The sequence below is a fragment of the Sphingopyxis sp. RIFCSPHIGHO2_12_FULL_65_19 genome (assembly GCF_001830555.1).
In the GTDB taxonomy this organism is placed as follows: Bacteria; Pseudomonadota; Alphaproteobacteria; order Sphingomonadales; family Sphingomonadaceae; genus Sphingopyxis.
This window is the reverse complement of sequence record NZ_MIAM01000011.1, coordinates 1-15,900: the sequence shown is the minus strand read 5'-3', so window position 1 is coordinate 15,900 and position 15,900 is coordinate 1. Positions and strand designations below refer to the sequence as shown.

14 protein-coding genes, 1 tRNA gene and 2 pseudogenes are annotated in these 15,900 nt (G+C 64.8%); 8 read left to right on the top strand and 9 right to left on the bottom strand.

Translation table 11 applies throughout. The annotated features are described in order from the left end of the window. From A3E77_RS02360 to A3E77_RS02345, 4 genes and pseudogenes are all read right to left on the bottom strand, one after another. Positions 1-2,275: pseudogene (locus A3E77_RS02360) on the bottom strand (hypothetical protein); the annotation flags it as partial. A gap of 67 nt (positions 2,276-2,342) precedes the next feature. Beyond that, positions 2,343-3,407 (bottom strand): hypothetical protein, encoded by a 1,065-nt coding sequence (locus A3E77_RS02355; protein ID WP_293643301.1) that lies wholly within the window; start codon positions 3,405-3,407, stop codon positions 2,343-2,345. 74 nt (positions 3,408-3,481) lie between these two features. Continuing rightward, complete coding sequence (locus tag A3E77_RS02350) at positions 3,482-3,946, bottom strand: hypothetical protein (protein WP_293643300.1); 465 nt, start codon at positions 3,944-3,946, stop codon at positions 3,482-3,484. Between the two features lie 11 nt (positions 3,947-3,957). Further along, positions 3,958-4,914, bottom strand: a complete 957-nt coding sequence (locus tag A3E77_RS02345; RefSeq protein ID WP_293643299.1) for a hypothetical protein — start codon at positions 4,912-4,914, stop codon at positions 3,958-3,960. Positions 4,915-5,173: 259 nt separating this feature from the next. On the opposite strand from A3E77_RS02345, the gene A3E77_RS02340 reads away from it, so the two are divergent. Continuing rightward, positions 5,174-6,373 carry an AI-2E family transporter gene (locus tag A3E77_RS02340; RefSeq protein ID WP_293643298.1) on the top strand — a complete coding sequence of 400 codons (1,200 nt, stop codon included), beginning with the start codon at positions 5,174-5,176 and terminating at the stop codon, positions 6,371-6,373. 43 nt (positions 6,374-6,416) lie between these two features. Then, positions 6,417-6,493 (top strand) — tRNA-Asp (locus A3E77_RS02335). Between the two features lie 80 nt (positions 6,494-6,573). On the opposite strand, the gene A3E77_RS02330 is transcribed toward A3E77_RS02335, so the two are convergent. The 4 genes from A3E77_RS02330 to A3E77_RS02315 all read right to left on the bottom strand — a co-directional run bounded on the left by A3E77_RS02330 (position 6,574) and on the right by A3E77_RS02315 (position 8,273). Continuing rightward, the gene (locus A3E77_RS02330) at positions 6,574-6,804 is read right to left on the bottom strand and encodes a DUF2842 domain-containing protein (protein ID WP_293643297.1); all 231 of its coding nucleotides are present in this window, start codon (positions 6,802-6,804) and stop codon (positions 6,574-6,576) included. Beyond that, entirely contained in the window at positions 6,801-7,394 is a 594-nt protein-coding gene (locus A3E77_RS02325) for a 5-formyltetrahydrofolate cyclo-ligase (protein WP_293643296.1), read from the bottom strand. The genes A3E77_RS02330 and A3E77_RS02325 overlap by 4 nt, the downstream gene beginning before the upstream one ends. A 233-nt stretch (positions 7,395-7,627) precedes the next feature. After that, the gene (locus A3E77_RS02320) at positions 7,628-8,074 is read right to left on the bottom strand and encodes a cell division protein ZapA (protein ID WP_293643295.1); all 447 of its coding nucleotides are present in this window, start codon (positions 8,072-8,074) and stop codon (positions 7,628-7,630) included. Further along, positions 8,067-8,273 carry a hypothetical protein gene (locus A3E77_RS02315; protein WP_293643294.1) on the bottom strand — a complete coding sequence of 69 codons (207 nt, stop codon included), beginning with the start codon at positions 8,271-8,273 and terminating at the stop codon, positions 8,067-8,069. The genes A3E77_RS02320 and A3E77_RS02315 overlap by 8 nt, the downstream gene beginning before the upstream one ends. A gap of 168 nt (positions 8,274-8,441) precedes the next feature. Here A3E77_RS02315 and tkt point away from each other — a divergent pair, with 168 nt between their 5' ends. From tkt to A3E77_RS02290, 5 genes and pseudogenes are all read left to right on the top strand, one after another. Continuing rightward, positions 8,442-10,409, top strand: coding sequence for a transketolase (gene tkt / locus A3E77_RS02310; protein ID WP_293643293.1), 1,968 nt, complete (start codon positions 8,442-8,444; stop codon positions 10,407-10,409). A 37-nt stretch (positions 10,410-10,446) separates the two neighbouring features. Next, positions 10,447-11,454, top strand: coding sequence for a type I glyceraldehyde-3-phosphate dehydrogenase (gene gap, locus A3E77_RS02305; RefSeq protein ID WP_293643292.1), 1,008 nt, complete (start codon positions 10,447-10,449; stop codon positions 11,452-11,454). Between the two features lie 134 nt (positions 11,455-11,588). Next, on the top strand, positions 11,589-12,785 hold the full coding sequence (locus A3E77_RS02300; RefSeq protein WP_293643291.1) for a phosphoglycerate kinase: 1,197 nt from the start codon (positions 11,589-11,591) through the stop codon (positions 12,783-12,785). 79 nt (positions 12,786-12,864) lie between these two features. Further along, on the top strand, positions 12,865-13,755 hold the full coding sequence (locus tag A3E77_RS02295; protein WP_458574403.1) for a fructose bisphosphate aldolase: 891 nt from the start codon (positions 12,865-12,867) through the stop codon (positions 13,753-13,755). Positions 13,756-13,759: 4 nt separating this feature from the next. Beyond that, a pseudogene (locus A3E77_RS02290) lies at positions 13,760-14,415 on the top strand (O-methyltransferase). Here the strand turns inward: A3E77_RS02290 and A3E77_RS02285 are convergent. Next, positions 14,412-14,810 carry a hypothetical protein gene (locus tag A3E77_RS02285; protein WP_293643290.1) on the bottom strand — a complete coding sequence of 133 codons (399 nt, stop codon included), beginning with the start codon at positions 14,808-14,810 and terminating at the stop codon, positions 14,412-14,414. The pseudogene A3E77_RS02290 and the gene A3E77_RS02285 overlap by 4 nt on opposite strands. Positions 14,811-14,845: 35 nt before the next feature. On the opposite strand from A3E77_RS02285, the gene thiE reads away from it, so the two are divergent. After that, positions 14,846-15,484, top strand: a complete 639-nt coding sequence (gene thiE, locus A3E77_RS02280; protein ID WP_293643289.1) for a thiamine phosphate synthase — start codon at positions 14,846-14,848, stop codon at positions 15,482-15,484. Positions 15,485-15,900 lie beyond the last annotated feature (416 nt).

Genomic DNA, 15,900 nt, shown 5'->3' with positions numbered 1-15,900 from the left:
CGGTCAGCCGCACAGCGATCACCGGGCGCGTCACACCATCGGCCACCAGCACCGATCGCTCGCGGACGAGTTCGGCGCGCATCGGGGTGATCGAATAATGGACCGTGCGCTCCAGCGTTTCGACGACATTGCCGCCGCTATCCTTCACTTCGGCGACGAGGCGGTTTTCGCCCTCACGGATTTCGAGCCCGCGCCAGAGGCTGACCGCGACGCTGCCGTCCGCCGACTTGCTGGCGCCTTCAAAGGTCAGGGCATCGGCGACCTTGCCGTTCACGCGCAGCGAGACCGACTGGCCGGGCGCATGTTTTACCGCGGCGCGAATGGCCTTGGCGCGCGGATTATGGTCGATGTCGGGGAACAGCCACGCGATGCCCGGCGTCTGTCCGGCTAGCCAGTCGCGGCCGGCGCCGGCGGCTTCGGGATCGCTCAACACATGGGGCGCCACGACGGCGACCTTGTTGGGCGCCGCGCGCGGCGCGCTAGCCACGGCGCGGAAGTCGGCACGTTTCAGCGCGCCGCCGCGGCCTTCGACGAAGCGGGAGATCGGGCTGCCTGCGCTTTGCGTCGAGCGCGCGCAATCGATGGCCTCGCGATCGAGCGGCAAGGTCGACGGATCGAGTTGCACGACGTGCAGGCCGGGGCGGACCCCCTCGAAATGATAGCGGCCGTCCTCGTCGCTGACGGTGTAGCTACCGTCTTGCAACATGACGCGCACGCCCATGATACCGGGGGCCTTGCCGGGGTCGATGCTGCATCCGCCGTCAGTGACGCGGCCGATGATCGTCATGCGGTCGCCAAGCTGGTCGCGTTTGATCGCGATCGTCGCTTCGGCGACATTGCTGGTCGAGCCGCGGTCGTCTGTGGCGGTGGCACGATTCAGTGCGTTGCCTGGCTGCGCCGAAACGATCACTTCAGCCAGATAGGTCAGCAGCGCCGAACGCGAAGGCGCGAGGCCGGGCAGGGTGATCGCAAATTCGCGGCCGTTGCCTGCGACATCGGCGGTAACGCGCACGCCGTCGACGCGGACCGTATCCGAACGGAGGCGCATGCCCGCGGGCAGGACGTCGCGGACGGTCACCGCGCCGGTGCTGCGACGGGTGTCGCGGTTCGCGACCTCGATCCGATATTGAATCACGTCGCCGGGCACTGCGACCTGGGTCGATGTGGTTTTGCGCAGGATCAGCGGCAGGCCCGGCTGATCGACGGGGATGTCGACACGCACGGGGGCGGGGCTGTTCAGCGTGAAGGGGTTGCCATAACTCGCGGCGGTAATCTCGAACGGCAAGCCGTCGTCGGGGCGGCGCAGCCCGGCCAGGTCGGCGGCGCTCGAGCGCGACGGCGCGGTATAGGGCGCCGGCGGCGTGACGATCAGGCGATAGGTGCCGGGCGCGACGAAAGGAAAGCGATAGTCGCCCGGCGGGAAATCATATGTCGTGCCGCCCGCATCGGTGACGCTCTGCCCCGTGATGACGCTCGACGGATAGGCGGATACACCGTCGTCGCCGAACACTTGCGCGGGTTGGCCGGTGGCTGCGTCGACGATCGTGACCCGGCTGCCGGGAACCGGCGCGCCGTCGCCGCTGTCGAATATGATGCCGAACGGATCGACGAGGAAGTTGATCGTTGCCAATGCGACCAGGCTGGCGCTCGCCCGATCGGTAACGCGCAGCGCCAGCGGAGCGCCCGGGTTGACCGAAAGGCGACAATCCCCCTGCACCACCGCGGGCGGGACCCCGATCGTGTTGATGAAGCCGACGAATTCGCCGCTGTCATTCGCCGTTTCGGTGAGCGTGATCTGCTCGCGGTCGCCATTCTCGAGTTCAAGCGCAACGGACAATATGTCGCGCTGCTGCGGATCGACGTTGGCCGATGCGAGCGTAACGCCCACGACGAGCACTTCGCCGGCCCGGAAATTGTCGGTGCTTTGCAGCGATGCCGGGGCGGTCGAAATACCCTCATACACACCGCTGAGCGGGATCGTGCTGGTCGCGCTACGGGCGGCCGGGCGTTCGCACGGCGTCGGCGCCAGCGGGACCGATTTGTTTCCGCCGCCGCTCGTCAGGCGATAGGTCGTGATCGTCGGCTGTTCGGGCGGCCGCGCCGTCACCGTGACATCGACGCGGTTCGAGAGCGCCTGACCGGGTTCGCCGTCATGCGTCCAGTGCGCCGATGCGGTGTTGGTGATGACCTGAGCGCGCGCCGTCGGGATCGCGGGCAGCAACGCTGCCGCAACCAGGGCGGTCACAAAGCCGGTCAATTTCGTACGGCGTGCCATATCAGCCCCGAAAGGAGCAGCGGGACGCGGTTTTTGGGCCGCACCCGCTGCTCCGTCCGTTACGCGATCAGTTGACCGTCGCGCGGAAGACGAGGGTGCGGGTCGCGCCTGCGGCAATCGTCGCGATCGTCCCCGACACGTTCGGGGCGGCATAGCTGCCGCCAGCCGCGCCATCGGCGTTACATGTGCCCGCCGTCACCGTGCCGTTCAGCAGGATGGTGCCCGCGCTGAATGTCAATTGGCCCGGAACGGGGTCATTGATGATCACCGACGTCGCCGGGGCGCTGCCGCTGTTCGCGACGGCGATGCAATATTCGACGACGGCGCCGGGAATCAGCTTCGGATTGCTCGTGTTATTGAACGGGTCCGAAATCACGCGGCTGGTCTTGGTCACGGCGAGCGTCGCGGTCTGGACGGTATAGTCGTCGTTGTCGCTGTGCGCACCATCGCGCGCCGCGTCGCCCGTAACGCCTGCGATGTCGGCAAAGACCGTGTCCTTGCCCGCCGTGTTCGCGCCCGTCGTTTCGGTGATCGCCGCACCCTGCGTTCCTGCGACGCCACCTTCGCGCGCGGTCGCCCGCAGCGTGACGCCGGCGACCGCGTTGTTCGCGAGCGCCGCCGGAATGTCGGCCACGACGAACAGCCGGATCGCCGTATCGACCACAAGCTCATCGACATAGCCCGTCAGGAGCGTATCGCCGACGTCCCAGCTTCCGACCGTGCCGGTCGCGATATTGTCGCGATAGACGCGGACATTGGTCGCGTCGAACGTGTCGGTGCCGCCATGCGCGGCGGTGCCGCCGGCAATCTGGGACGCGACAAGGGCGAAATCGAGGGTTTCGTTCGCGCTGTTGGTCAACTGGAACGTCGTAACGGCGTTGGTCTGGCCGGGCACGACATTGGTCGTGACCGTCCCGACTTCTTCGACGAGCAGGTTGATCTTTCGGTCGACGGTAAAATTGTTCGACGCCGATTGCTGTCCCTGCGCCACGCCCCCGACCTGATAGTCGACGGTGGCAGTATTGGTAATCGTGGTGCCCGCGGTCGTACCGGCGGCAAACGCCGGCGCGGCAGCAACGCTCGAAAGCGCAGCCATGCCGATGGCACCCATGTAAGTCAGCTTGCTGGTCATAGCTGAGCTCCTAGGTTTTATGTCGATTGCCGTTTCCCCACCGCTGGCAATCGGTAAGCGGTTTTATTCCTTCGCTATTTTACAACTCCCCGGAACATGAGCTTACCCGTGCCGCCGACCGGAATCGGGTTCTGGAAAGCCCAGCGGATATGCGTGACGTCGGCGGGTTGCGCCGCCCGGCGCGTGCCGTCGGTCATCGGAACCGACAGGTCCGAAAGCAGTCCCCACTGCTTGCCGCCGTCGACCGAAACAAAAGGCCGCGTGTCGCCGGCATCCGCAAAGCGGACTGCGGCGGGCAGCGGGTTGGTGATTACGAACTTGTCGGCCGGCTGTGCGCCGGCGTTGCGATAGTTGAGCACGAAGACGAGCCGGTCGCCCGGAACGACAACCTTCGGTTCTTCGAGCAATATCCGCTGCTTGCCCTGCGCGTCGGTCGATACGCGTTCGACGAACACATTGTTGTCGAGCGCGACCTGATTGGCGGCGAGCGCCTGGCCGGGCAACAGCGCGGCGAACAGGAGGAAAAGGGCGGTGCGCATGAGCATCTCCATCAGTCGATCATGGTCTGAAAGGTAACGGTGCGGGTCTGGCCGCCCGCAACGGTGCCGAGCGCGACGTTGATCCGCGTCCCGTTGAAATCGCCCGCGTCGGCGTCGGCCGCATCGGACAGCGGACTGCCGCCCAGCGTGATCGATCCCGGGACGTAAACCGTATCCGTCGGAATATTGTCGGTGATCGCAAGGCCGCTGACCGACCCGCTGCCTGCGACGGTCGCAACGATGTTATAGGTGATCGTCGCGCCGGGGATCGGGTCGGCGGTGCCCAGCGGGTTCGTGATCGTCGCTGATTTCACCAGCGTCACGGTGGCCGCGCTGACGACGAACGCGCCGTCGTCGGAACCGTCGGCGCCGGTCGATCCGACAACCGCGTCGCCGCCACCTTCGCCCTGTCCGGCAAAGCTGTCACCCGGGTCGCCCGTGCCGGTCTTCGCCGCGGCGACCAGGCTGACGACACCACGATTGCCATCGACGACGCCCGCAGGCGTCGTTGCAACCACAAAGACAGTGATCGCCGATTCCGGCTGGAGCAGCGGGTCGCCCGTTCCGGGCGTATAAAGCGTGTCGGTCGCGGCATCGAACGCGTTGTTCCCGTCCGCATCGATATAGATCTGGGTGACGACGGGGTCGTAATTGTCGCCGCCGGCATTGGCGATGGTGCTCAGCACCACATTTTCGGCGCCATTGCCGGCGTTGGTAACGCGAAAGCTCAGCACTTGCTGGGTCGCGCCCGGCGTCGTGGGCACATCGGTCGGATTGTTCGAGCCGACGGTGACGTCGAGCAATTCATCGACGAGCAGGTCGACGCGGTTTGAATCGATCGTCTGCGGGCCGCCGCCATTGTCGAAGGTGGCGGTTGCCGTGTTGCTGATCGTGGTGCCGGCGCGGGTGAGCGGCGGCGCTGCGACCTGGGCATAGGCCTGCGTCGGCAGCGTGAGAGCCGCCAGCAAGGCGAGAGTTGAGCAAGAGGGAAGAAGCCGATGCTTCGCGCCCCCCACAGGCGCTATCATCATCACTTTGACTCCGAAAAGGTTGGTCCTTGGAGCCGTCAGTCGCCGAAAAAGGGTAATTTCTGGTTAAAAAGCAGGAAGAAAGACAGATTTTGACCCAGATAGGGACAAGGGCGCAGCCCGGTTCGTCGCAAAACGGGGCGGCTGGCGTGGAACGTAAAGCTCGCGTAAGACGAGGCGGTTAACGAGGAGAGCAGGGGTGGCGGACGACCGGGGCAGCAAGGATGGGCGGCCGCCACGCGTCAATCCGCTGCACCAGATCGAGATCGACGATTTTCGCCGCGATCGCCTTCTCGCCGCGCTTGCGCTGATCCTTGGCTCCGCCTTTTGCCTCGGGCTGCCCTTTGCTTTGCAGGCGGGCGCCGAATTTTTCCTGCCGCTCACCGCCGCGATTGTCATCGCGATCGCGCTCGTGCCGCTGCTCGAATGGCTCGAACGGCGCAGGGTGCCGTCCGCGCTCGCCGCCTTTCTGTCGCTCGCGGCCTTTCTGGCGATCATCAACGCCGCGCTGGCGATCATCGTCGTGCCCGCGACCGGCTGGTTCGCGCGAATCCCCGAATCGATCCCACGCATCCAGAGCAACCTCGCGCCGCTGATCGATTTTTACTCGACGCTGCAACGCTTCGTCGATCGCACCTTGATGTCGGTGGCAAGCGGGACCGAGGCCACGGCGCAGGCCGTTGCGGCGACCGCGCCGACATCGGTGGTCGATTATTTCATCTCATCGGCGCCTGCCGTGGCGATCCAGCTCTTCTTCGCGGTGCTCGTCATCTTCTTTTTCCTCGCCGGCTGGACGCGGCTGCGCAAGGGGACGATTCGGCGGCGCGGCAGTTTCGACGGTGCGATGCAGACCGCGCGGGTTATCCAGAATGTCGTCGATGCGACCGCCGACTATCTGGCGACGATCACGATGATCAACGCGATCCTTGGCCTGACGGTATCGCTTCTGCTGTGGGCGCTTGGGATGCCGTCACCTTTCATGTGGGGCGGAATCGTCAGTATCTGTAATTTCGTGCCCTATCTGGGGCCGATCGTTGCGGCGGTTCTGCTCGGACTCGGCGGACTGATGACCTTCGATGCCGTCGGGCTGGCGTTGTTGCCCGCGCTGATCTTTATCGGCGTCCATATGGTCGAGGCGAATCTGATCACGCCGCTGGTGCTCGGCAAGCGGCTGACGATCAATCCGCTGCTGATTCTCGTCTCGCTCAGCTTCTGGGGATGGGTGTGGGGGACTCCGGGGGCCTTGCTGGCCGTGCCGCTGCTGCTGATTTTGCAAACCGTGCTGGCATCGACTGGAACGCCCGATCTGGCGGGTTTCCTGTTCGAGCACGGCACGTTGACGACGACCGACGAGGTGCGCGATCGATTAAATCGCACACAAGAGGAAAGCGACGGTTGACAGGTCGGGGCGGGCGCCATATTGGCGCGGCTCCCAAGCGCACGCGGGTGTAGCTCAGTTGGTTAGAGTGCCGGCCTGTCACGCCGGAGGTCGCGGGTTCGAGCCCCGTCACTCGCGCCATTCCCTCCTTTCAGGACGGAATGGCTACCGCGGTTTGGGAGCGATTTCATCACCGAAATCTTTTGGGTGGGCGCGGCTTTTTAGCCGCGCCATCGCCCCAATTCCATCCAGCGAAGCAGCGGCTTGAGCGGCAATATCCACACGACCCCTGCCGCGAGGTAGAAGATGGCCTGCACCAGCACCGGCCAGGCGCCGACCCATGGCGATACGCTGACGATGATGGCCGTCCAGACCGCGATCAACGCAAGGATCAGGAACATGCCGGCGGGCTTGCGCCAGCTCGGCTGGGGATTCGCGGGGTCGGGGCTCACAGTCGGTCTCCACACAGGATGAATTCTTGTTCGGTCAGTATCGCATCGAGCGTCATGTCGGTCGATTCGCGCGGGACGGTGTCGATTTCCTGCACCGACCAGCCGACACCGATTCGCAATGCCGCGGGATGCGCGGCGAAATAGCGATCATAATGGCCGCCGCCTTGGCCGATGCGGCCGCCCCTGCGATCAAAACCGATCAGCGGGCAGAAAATCAGATCGGGGGTGGCCGGCGGGGCGTCATCGACAGGTTGCCGGGTGCTCCATGGCCCTTTCACCAGCGATTCGCCCGGTTGCCAGCGGCGAAAGCCCATCTCGGCGACCCGCGCAGCGTGATGGGGCAGGGCAATTGCGCTGACGGCGGCGGTGCCCGTGAGCAAAGGAAGAATGTCGGGTTCGTCGCCCCACGCCGAATATGCGCCGACGATGTCGTGGTCGGCCAAAAGTTCGGACAGTGGTGCGGGAAGGGCGCGGAATGCCGCCAGTTGCGCCATTCCGTCGAGATTCGCTGCAAAATGCTTGCGCCGAAAGCGCAGCTTCTCGCGCAATAGCTGCTTTTGCTGGACCAGATCGGCGGACAAATCGGTCATCGCCTCCCCCCGTGAGACTTGGGATATGGACTGGCTCTGGGTTGGCGGGACCGCCGAGGTCGTTTGCTGGAAGATCCTCTGACGCCAGTAACGTCAGGTGGGAACCATATACGTCGGACCAGGGTCCGGGCAGGGACAGCTCCCTAGGATGATGTATCGCCTCAGGGATTTTCGCAAAAGCTCGTGCCGGGCAGCACCCGCCATCCCCTATGTAGGAGCGCGGACCCGCTTGCTCAAGGGAATTGCTCGACTTTCGCGGCCAATGCCTCGATCCGGTCGGCAATTTGCAGCAATGCCCGGTCGTTGGACGGCTTGGGCGTCGGTGCGGCGGAAGAGGCCGCGTCGCGCAGGGCTTTCAGTTCCTTGAGCGCCGCCTGTTCGCGGGTCACCGCAGCGCGCAACTCGTCGCGTGCGGCCGCTTCCCGGCTTTCGGCCAGCGCGACCGCCGCGCGGAGCGAATCGGATTGCGGTTCGGACTTTTCGATCTTGCCCTTCGCGTCCTGCGCATCGTCGGCGAGCATCAGCGCGGCAAAAAGCAGCTGACGAACCTCCGTCCCCCCCGGCATTGCGCGGGCCTTTTCGTCCACGACAGCGGCAAGCTGGAGCAGCTGGGTTTCCTGCCCATCCTCGCAATGAAGGTCATAGGGGCGGCCCGCGATGGTGAGTTTGACATCAGCCACGGTCGGCCTCCGCAATCAGCCGGTCGAGTTCGCCGATCACCGCGGCGACCTCCGCCTTGAGCGCCGATTGGTCGGCGGAGGGAGCGGTCCCGGCCGCTGAATGCCGGTCAGCGCGATCGGTCAGCGCCTTTTCGATGCGGCTCAGTGCGCGTTCGATGCGGCCGATCGCCAAGCTGGATTCGTCGAGGTCGAGTTCCATGCCCAAGGGGTAGCAGCGGCGGGGAGGGCGTGCAATTGCCCTCTCTGTCGAAAATGCGCCGATTTTCCGTTACGGGCGGTTGACTCCTGCCCCTGCCACCGCAAAGGGCTGTCCGCATCCAGTCCGGGCCGAGTGTCCGGCACCAGCCCAGCCATATCCGGGGGACGAATGACACTGCCCGAACGCCAGCTCGCCAACGCAATCCGCGCGCTCGCGATGGATGCCGTACAGGCCGCAAACAGCGGCCATCCGGGGATGCCTATGGGCATGGCCGACGTCGCCACCGTGCTGTATTCGGATTATCTGAAGTTCGATCCGAGCGACCCCAAATGGGCTGACCGCGACCGATTCGTGCTGTCGGCGGGGCATGGCTCGATGCTCGCTTACGCCACGCTGCATCTCGCCGGATATGCGCGGCCGACGCTGGACGACATTCGCAATTTTCGCCAACTGCACAGTCCGTGCGCCGGGCATCCTGAAAATTTCGAGCTTGAGGGTGTCGAGACGACGACCGGGCCGCTGGGACAGGGGCTGGCGACGGCGGTCGGCATGGCAATTGCCGAACGCCATCTGAATGCGCTCTACGGCGACGACTTGGTCGATCACCGCACCTGGGTGATCGCGGGCGACGGCTGCCTGATGGAGGGCATCAACCACGAAGCGATCGGCCTTGCGGGGCACCTCGGCCTCGGCCGCATGACGGTGCTGTGGGACGACAACAAGATTACGATCGACGGATCGACCGACCTGTCGACCAGCGAAGATATCGCGGCGCGCTATGCGGCAACCGGCTGGCATGTCGAAAGCTGTGACGGCCACGATCCCGCCGACATCCGCCGCGCAATCGACGCCGCGCTCGCCGATCCGCGTCCGTCGTTGATCGCATGCCGCACGATCATCGGCTTTGGCGCGCCCAACAAGCAAGGCACCTCGGCGACCCACGGCGCCCCGCTGGGCGCCGACGAGATTGCCGCTGCGCGCAACCAGCTCGGCTGGACAGCAGCACCGTTCGTCATTCCCGGTGACGTGGCCGGCGCCTGGGCGGCGTTTGGCGAACGCGGCAAGGCTCTTCATGCGGAATGGAATGATCGGCTCGCAAATAGCGACAAGGAAAAAGAATTTTCTGACCGCCTGAGTGGGAAGATCACTCCGGGTGACGCGTTCAAGGCCTATCTGGACGGTCTCGTCGCCGAACCGCCGAAGGTCGCAACGCGCAAGGCATCGGAGAACACGCTTGGCGCTCTGACCGCGGATATCACGGCACTGGTCGGCGGCAGCGCCGACCTGACAGGCTCCAACAATACCAAAACATCGTCGACCAAGCCGCTGACAAAGGACGATTATACGGGTCGATATATTTATTATGGCATTCGCGAATTCGGCATGGCCGCCGCGATGAACGGCATGGCGCTGCATGGCGGCGTCGTTCCTTATGGCGGCACCTTCCTGGTGTTTGCCGATTATTGCCGCGCTGCGATCCGCCTGTCGGCGCTTCAGCAGCAGCGCGTCGTCTATGTGATGACGCATGACAGCATCGGGCTCGGCGAAGACGGTCCGACGCACCAGCCGATCGAGCATCTCCAGTCGCTGCGCGCGATGCCGAACCTGCTCGTGCTGCGTCCCGCCGACGCGGTCGAAACCGCCGAATGCTGGGCACTGGCGCTCGCGCAGGAAAGCCGGCCCTCGCTGCTTGCGCTCACCCGCCAGAACCTCCCGCCGCTGCGCCATGACGTCACCGAAAATCTTTGCCTGAAAGGCGGTTACCGTCTGCGCGGCGCCTCAGCCGCGCGCAAGGTCGTGCTCGTTGCAACGGGTTCGGAAGTTTCGCTGGCGATCGAAATCGCCGACAAGCTCGAAGCCGCCGGTCACGGCGCCGACGTCGTGTCGATGGTCTCGACCGAGCTTTTCGATGAACAGGCCCAGGCTTATCAGGCCGATATCCTGCCCGACGACGCGCTGATCGTGTCGATCGAAGCGGGCACCACCTTCGGCTGGGAGCGCTACACGGGCCGTCACGGCCTGCGCTTCGGCATCGACAGCTTTGGCGCATCGGCGCCGATTGAAGACCTATTCAAGCATTTCGGCCTTACCGCCGATGCTATCACCCCCCAGATCCTGGACCGGCTGAGCAACTAAGAACCCGGCCGCCCACACGCAGAAAGGACTCCTCGACATGGCAGTGAAAGTCGCAATCAACGGTTTCGGACGCATCGGACGGCTCGTCGCGCGCGCCATCCTCGAACGTCCCGACTGCGGGCTCGAACTCGTTGCGATCAACGACCTTGCCGATGCCAAGTCGAACGCGCTGCTGTTCAAGCGCGACAGCGTCCACGGCGCATTCCCGGGCGAAGTGAGCGCCGACGGTGACGCCATGGTCGTCAACGGCAAGCGCATCCGCGTCACCGCCGAACGCGACCCCGCGAACTTGCCGCACGCCGAACTCGGCGTCGATATTGCGCTCGAATGCACGGGTTTCTTTGCCGATCGCGACAGCGCGTCGAAGCATCTGACCGCCGGCGCCAAGCGCGTCCTGATCTCGGCGCCCGCCAAGGGCGTCGACCTGACCGTCGTTTACGGCGTCAACCACGACAAGCTGACCGCCGAGCATGTCGTCGTCTCGAATGCCAGCTGCACGACCAACTGCCTTGCGCCGGTCGCCAAGGTTTTGAACGACACGCTCGGTATCGAGCGGGGGCTGATGACCACGGTCCACGCTTACACCAACGACCAGAAGATCCTTGACCAGATCCACCCCGACATGCGCCGTGCGCGCGCTGCCGCCATGTCGATCATCCCGACGACGACGGGCGCCGCCCGCGCGGTCGGCGAAGTGCTGCCCGAACTCAAGGGCAAGCTCGACGGATCGGCGATCCGCGTGCCGACACCGAATGTCAGCCTTGTCGACCTGACCTTCACGCCGAAGCGCGACACGAGCGTCGAGGAAGTGAACAAGATCCTGAAGGACGCCTCGGAAGGCGCGCTGAAGGGGGTTCTGGCCTTCTCCGACGAGCCGCTCGTCTCGATCGATTACAATCACTGCCCCGCCAGCTCGACGATCGACAGTCTCGAAACCGCGGTGCTCGAAGGCAAGCTGGTTCGCGTCGTCAGCTGGTACGACAATGAATGGGGTTTCTCGAACCGCATGGTCGATACCGCCGGTGTGATCGCCAAACTGCTGTAACCTGTTTGTGCCCCCGCGAAGGCGGGGGCCCATCTCCCGGCGGATCGTGATAAACGGACGCCAGCGGAGAAGGATGGCGTAGGAGATGGGCCGCTGCCTTCGCAGGGGCACACTCCGGGAACGGAGTGACAAGAATGACCGCGTTCAAGACCCTCGACGATATCGGTGACGTCACCGGCAAGCGCGTGCTCGTGCGCGTCGACCTCAACGTCCCGATGATCGACGGCGCAGTCAGCGATGCGACGCGGATCCAGGCGGCGATGCCGACGATCCGCGAATTGTCGGACAAGGGTGCGATCGTCTTGCTCCTCGCGCATTTCGGGCGGCCGAAGGGTGCGAAAAACCCGACGCAGTCGCTCAGCCTGGTCATGGGCGGGGTCGAAGATGTGCTGGGCCATTCGTTGATGTTCATCCCCGAAGCGGTGGGCGAGGGTGCGAAAGCCGGAATCGCGGTGCTCGCCGCGGGTGACGTCGCGGTGATGGAAAACACGCGCTTCTATCCGGGTGAGGAAAAGAACGATCCGGCGTTCGCCGATGCACTGGCCGAAATCGGCGACCTCTACGTCAATGATGCCTTTTCGGCGGCGCACCGCGCCCATGGCTCGACCGAAGGTATCGCGCGCCGCCTGCCGGCCTATGCAGGCCGCGCGATGGAGGCCGAGCTCAAAGCGCTCGACGCCGCGCTCGGCAATCCGGCGCATCCGGTGGCGGCCGTCGTCGGCGGCGCGAAAGTGTCGAGCAAGATAGATGTTCTGCGCAACCTCGTCGGCCAGGTCGACCATTTGATCATCGGTGGCGGCATGGCGAACACCTTTCTTGCCGCGCGCGGCGTCGATGTCGGCAAATCGCTGTGCGAGCATGATCTGGTCGATACGGCGAATGCGATCTTCGAGGCGGCCGATGCCGCGGGCTGCACGATCCATCTGCCCTATGACGTGGTGGTGTCGAAGCAGTTCGCCCCCAACCCGCCGACGCGCACTGTAAACGTGCACGAAGTCGCCGCCGACGAAATGATCCTCGACGTCGGCCCCGCCGCGGTCGAGGCGCTTGCGGACGTGCTCAAAAATTGCCGCACGCTCGTCTGGAACGGCCCGCTTGGCGCGTTCGAGACGCCGCCGTTCGATGCCGCGACGGTCGCGCTTGCCCGGACAGCAGCGGCGCTGACGCGGGAAGGATCGCTGATTTCGGTTGCGGGTGGGGGCGATACCGTTGCGGCGCTCAATCACGCGGGCGTGGGCGACGACTTTACCTTTGTTTCAACCGCCGGCGGCGCCTTCCTCGAATGGATGGAAGGAAAAGCTTTGCCGGGCGTGGACGCGCTGAAGGCATAGACTTTCCTGCCGCATTGCATCCCCGCAGCGGGGTCGCTATGCGCGCCGCCACATACGTATGCAAATCGACGGAGACATTATGACCACCGCCAACGCCGCCATGCTTGAGCAGATCAAATCGGGGCAGGGGTTTATCGCCGCGCTCGACCAGAGCGGCGGTTCGACGCCAAAGGCGTTGAAAGGTTATGGCATCGGTGAAGATGCGTTCTCGAACGACGAAGAAATGTTCGGCCTGATCCACGCGATGCGCAGCCGCATCGTCACGTCACCGTGCTTCACCGGCGAAAAGGTGATCGGTGCCATCCTGTTCGAGCGCACCATGGACGGCGAAGCGGATGGCACATCCGTTCCCGCGCTGCTTTGGCAACGCGGCGTGGTTCCGTTCCTGAAAGTCGACAAGGGACTCGAAGACGAGGCCGACGGCGTCCAGTTGATGAAAGCCAATCCGGGCCTTGACGGTCTTTGCCAACGCGCGGTCGCCAAGGGCGTCTTCGGTACCAAGATGCGCAGCGTCGTCAATCTCGCCAACCCCATGGGCGTTAAGGCAATTGTCGAGCAGCAATTTGCTGAAGCTGCGCGGATCGCCGCACATGGTTTGGTCCCGATCATCGAACCCGAAGTGAATATCAAAAGCGCCGAGCGCGACGCGGCGGATCGCCTGTTGCTCGACGAATTGCTGGCGGCCCTCGACGCCTGGGACGGCGCGCCAGTGATGCTGAAGTTGTCGCTGCCGACGGAGCCTGGCCTTTTCCAGCCGCTGGTCGATCATCCCAAGGTGCTGCGCGTCGTCGCGCTGTCGGGCGGCTTTGCGCGCCCTGAGGCGTGCGTCGAACTGGCGAAGAACCCCGGCATCATCGCGAGCTTCAGCCGCGCGCTGCTCGAAGACCTCCGGCACCAGATGAGCGACGAGGAATTCAACGCCTCGCTCGGCGGCGCGATTGACGATATTCACGCGGCCTCCGTGGCCTGACGTGATGGGAGAGCGGTGGCAAGCCGTCGACGATTATATCGCCGCCAAATTGCTTGGCGACGATGACGCGCTTGCCGCCATTCTCGCAAAGAATGCCGAAGAGGGGCTGCCGCCGATCGACGTGTCGGCGACGCAGGGCAAGATGCTATTCCTGCTCGCGCAGATGGCGGGCGCCCGGCGCATCCTCGAAATCGGAACGCTGGGCGGCTTTCGACGGTCTGGCTGGCCCGCGCATTGCCCGACGACGGCGAATTGGTGACGCTCGAACTCGAGGCGCACCATGCCGGCGTGGCGCGCGAAAACCTCGAAAGGGCGGGCGTGTCCGCGAAGGTGCATATTCGCACCGGACCCGCGGTCGAAAGTCTCGCGGCGATGACCGACGAGGCGCCCTTTGATTTCATCTTCATCGACGCCGACAAGCAGAGCAACAGCCTTTACGTCTCCGAAGCGATCCGCCTCGGGCGTCCTGGCACGACGATAATCGTCGACAATGTGGTGCGCGAGGGCGGCGTGATCGACGCGGACAGCGACGACGAGCGTATTATCGGCACGCGCGCGCTTTTCGACATGCTCGCCGCCGATCCGCGGATAGATGCGACCGCAGTGCAGACCGTCGGCGCCAAGAAATGGGACGGCTTCGTGCTGGCGCGGGTGCTTTAGAGGCCGCCCGCGAAGCGGAACGAGAAGCGATAGTCCGACGGCTTGATCGTCACATTGGTCATCTTTTCGGGGCGCACCGATTCGAGCGTGAACTGTCCATCGGCAAGCTGCACCGGCTCGCCCAGCATGGCCTCGAACGGCTGTTTCTTGCCGTTTCCGCGAATCCAGACCATCTTCACCCGCACGCGGCCCGCCCACACGCAGCGCGCGTTCATCGGGCATCGGCTGTCCTCGACCACCTCGACCGGCTGGACGATCGGACCGTCGACATAGGCCCTTTGCCCCAGCGCGACGTCGCTGCCGTCGGCGAGCGGCGCCTCAAGGGTCGTCGCACAGCCGGAAAGGGCCAGTGCAGCGGGGAGAGCAAGGATCGCGAGGCGGCGTAAGTTCTGCATTTGCCCGCGTCTGGCGGCGTCGCTATGAACGCGCCATGACCATAACCGATTGCCAGCTTTATCTCATCTCGCCGCTCGATGTCGGCGGCGATTTTCCCGACCGGCTTGTCGCGGCGCTCGACGCCGGTGCCGTCGCAGCCTTCCAGTTTCGCGTCAAAGGGCTGGACCAGCACGAAGCGGCGCGGCTCGCCGAACCGCTCCAGGCCATCTGTGCCGCGCGCGACGTCGCGTTCATCGTCAATGACGATGTCGCGCTTGCCAAGCGTCTCGGCGCCGACGGCGTGCATCTGGGGCAGGGCGACGGCGACCCCAAGGAGGCGCGCAGGATATTGGGGCCGGAAAGCCAGATCGGCGTGACATGCCATGCGAGCCGTCATCTGGCGATGGAGGCGGGCGAGGCGGGAGCCGATTACGTCGCCTTCGGCGCCTTTTTCCCGACGACAACAAAAACGGTCGAACATCGCGCCGACCCTGAAATCCTTGAATGGTGGCAGGGCATGTTCGAGCTGCCATGCGTCGCGATCGGCGGGATCACGGTCGACAATGCGAGAATATTGGTCGACGCGGGTGCCGATTTCCTTGCGGTTTCGGGCGGCGTGTGGGCCTATCCGGAAGGCCCCGCGGCGGCGGTCCGCGCCTTTGGCGCGCTGCTCGCGGATCAGCCGGCGGGATAATTGCGCTTTGGTTTCTTCGGGGCATTGGGTGCAGTCGGGGTTGCCGCAGCATCCTTGCGCCAGCCGAAGAGGCCGGCGCAAGGTGCCCCGCGCGACGTTGCTGCCGTGCCGCGAGGAGAGGGCGGGGTAAGGTCCGAAAGATCGATACTCATCATGGGTGGGGATATGCCACCGATGGAGCGCGGCATATTGGATCGATGCGTCAAATCGCCCGCGCTCGCTGTATTTTCGATAATCCGCAGCGGCCCCGCATCGCGGCGAGCCGGACGCCCTGACGCAGCGACTTGCCCTTCGGCGCTGGCACGGCTAAAGGCGCGCACCTGATAGCGGTGCCCGGCGGGCGCGGCTTTGCTCTTTCCATCCTTGTCTAGTGCCACATCCTTCTGAGAAAGCTTGCGCGATGAAAATCACCGGCG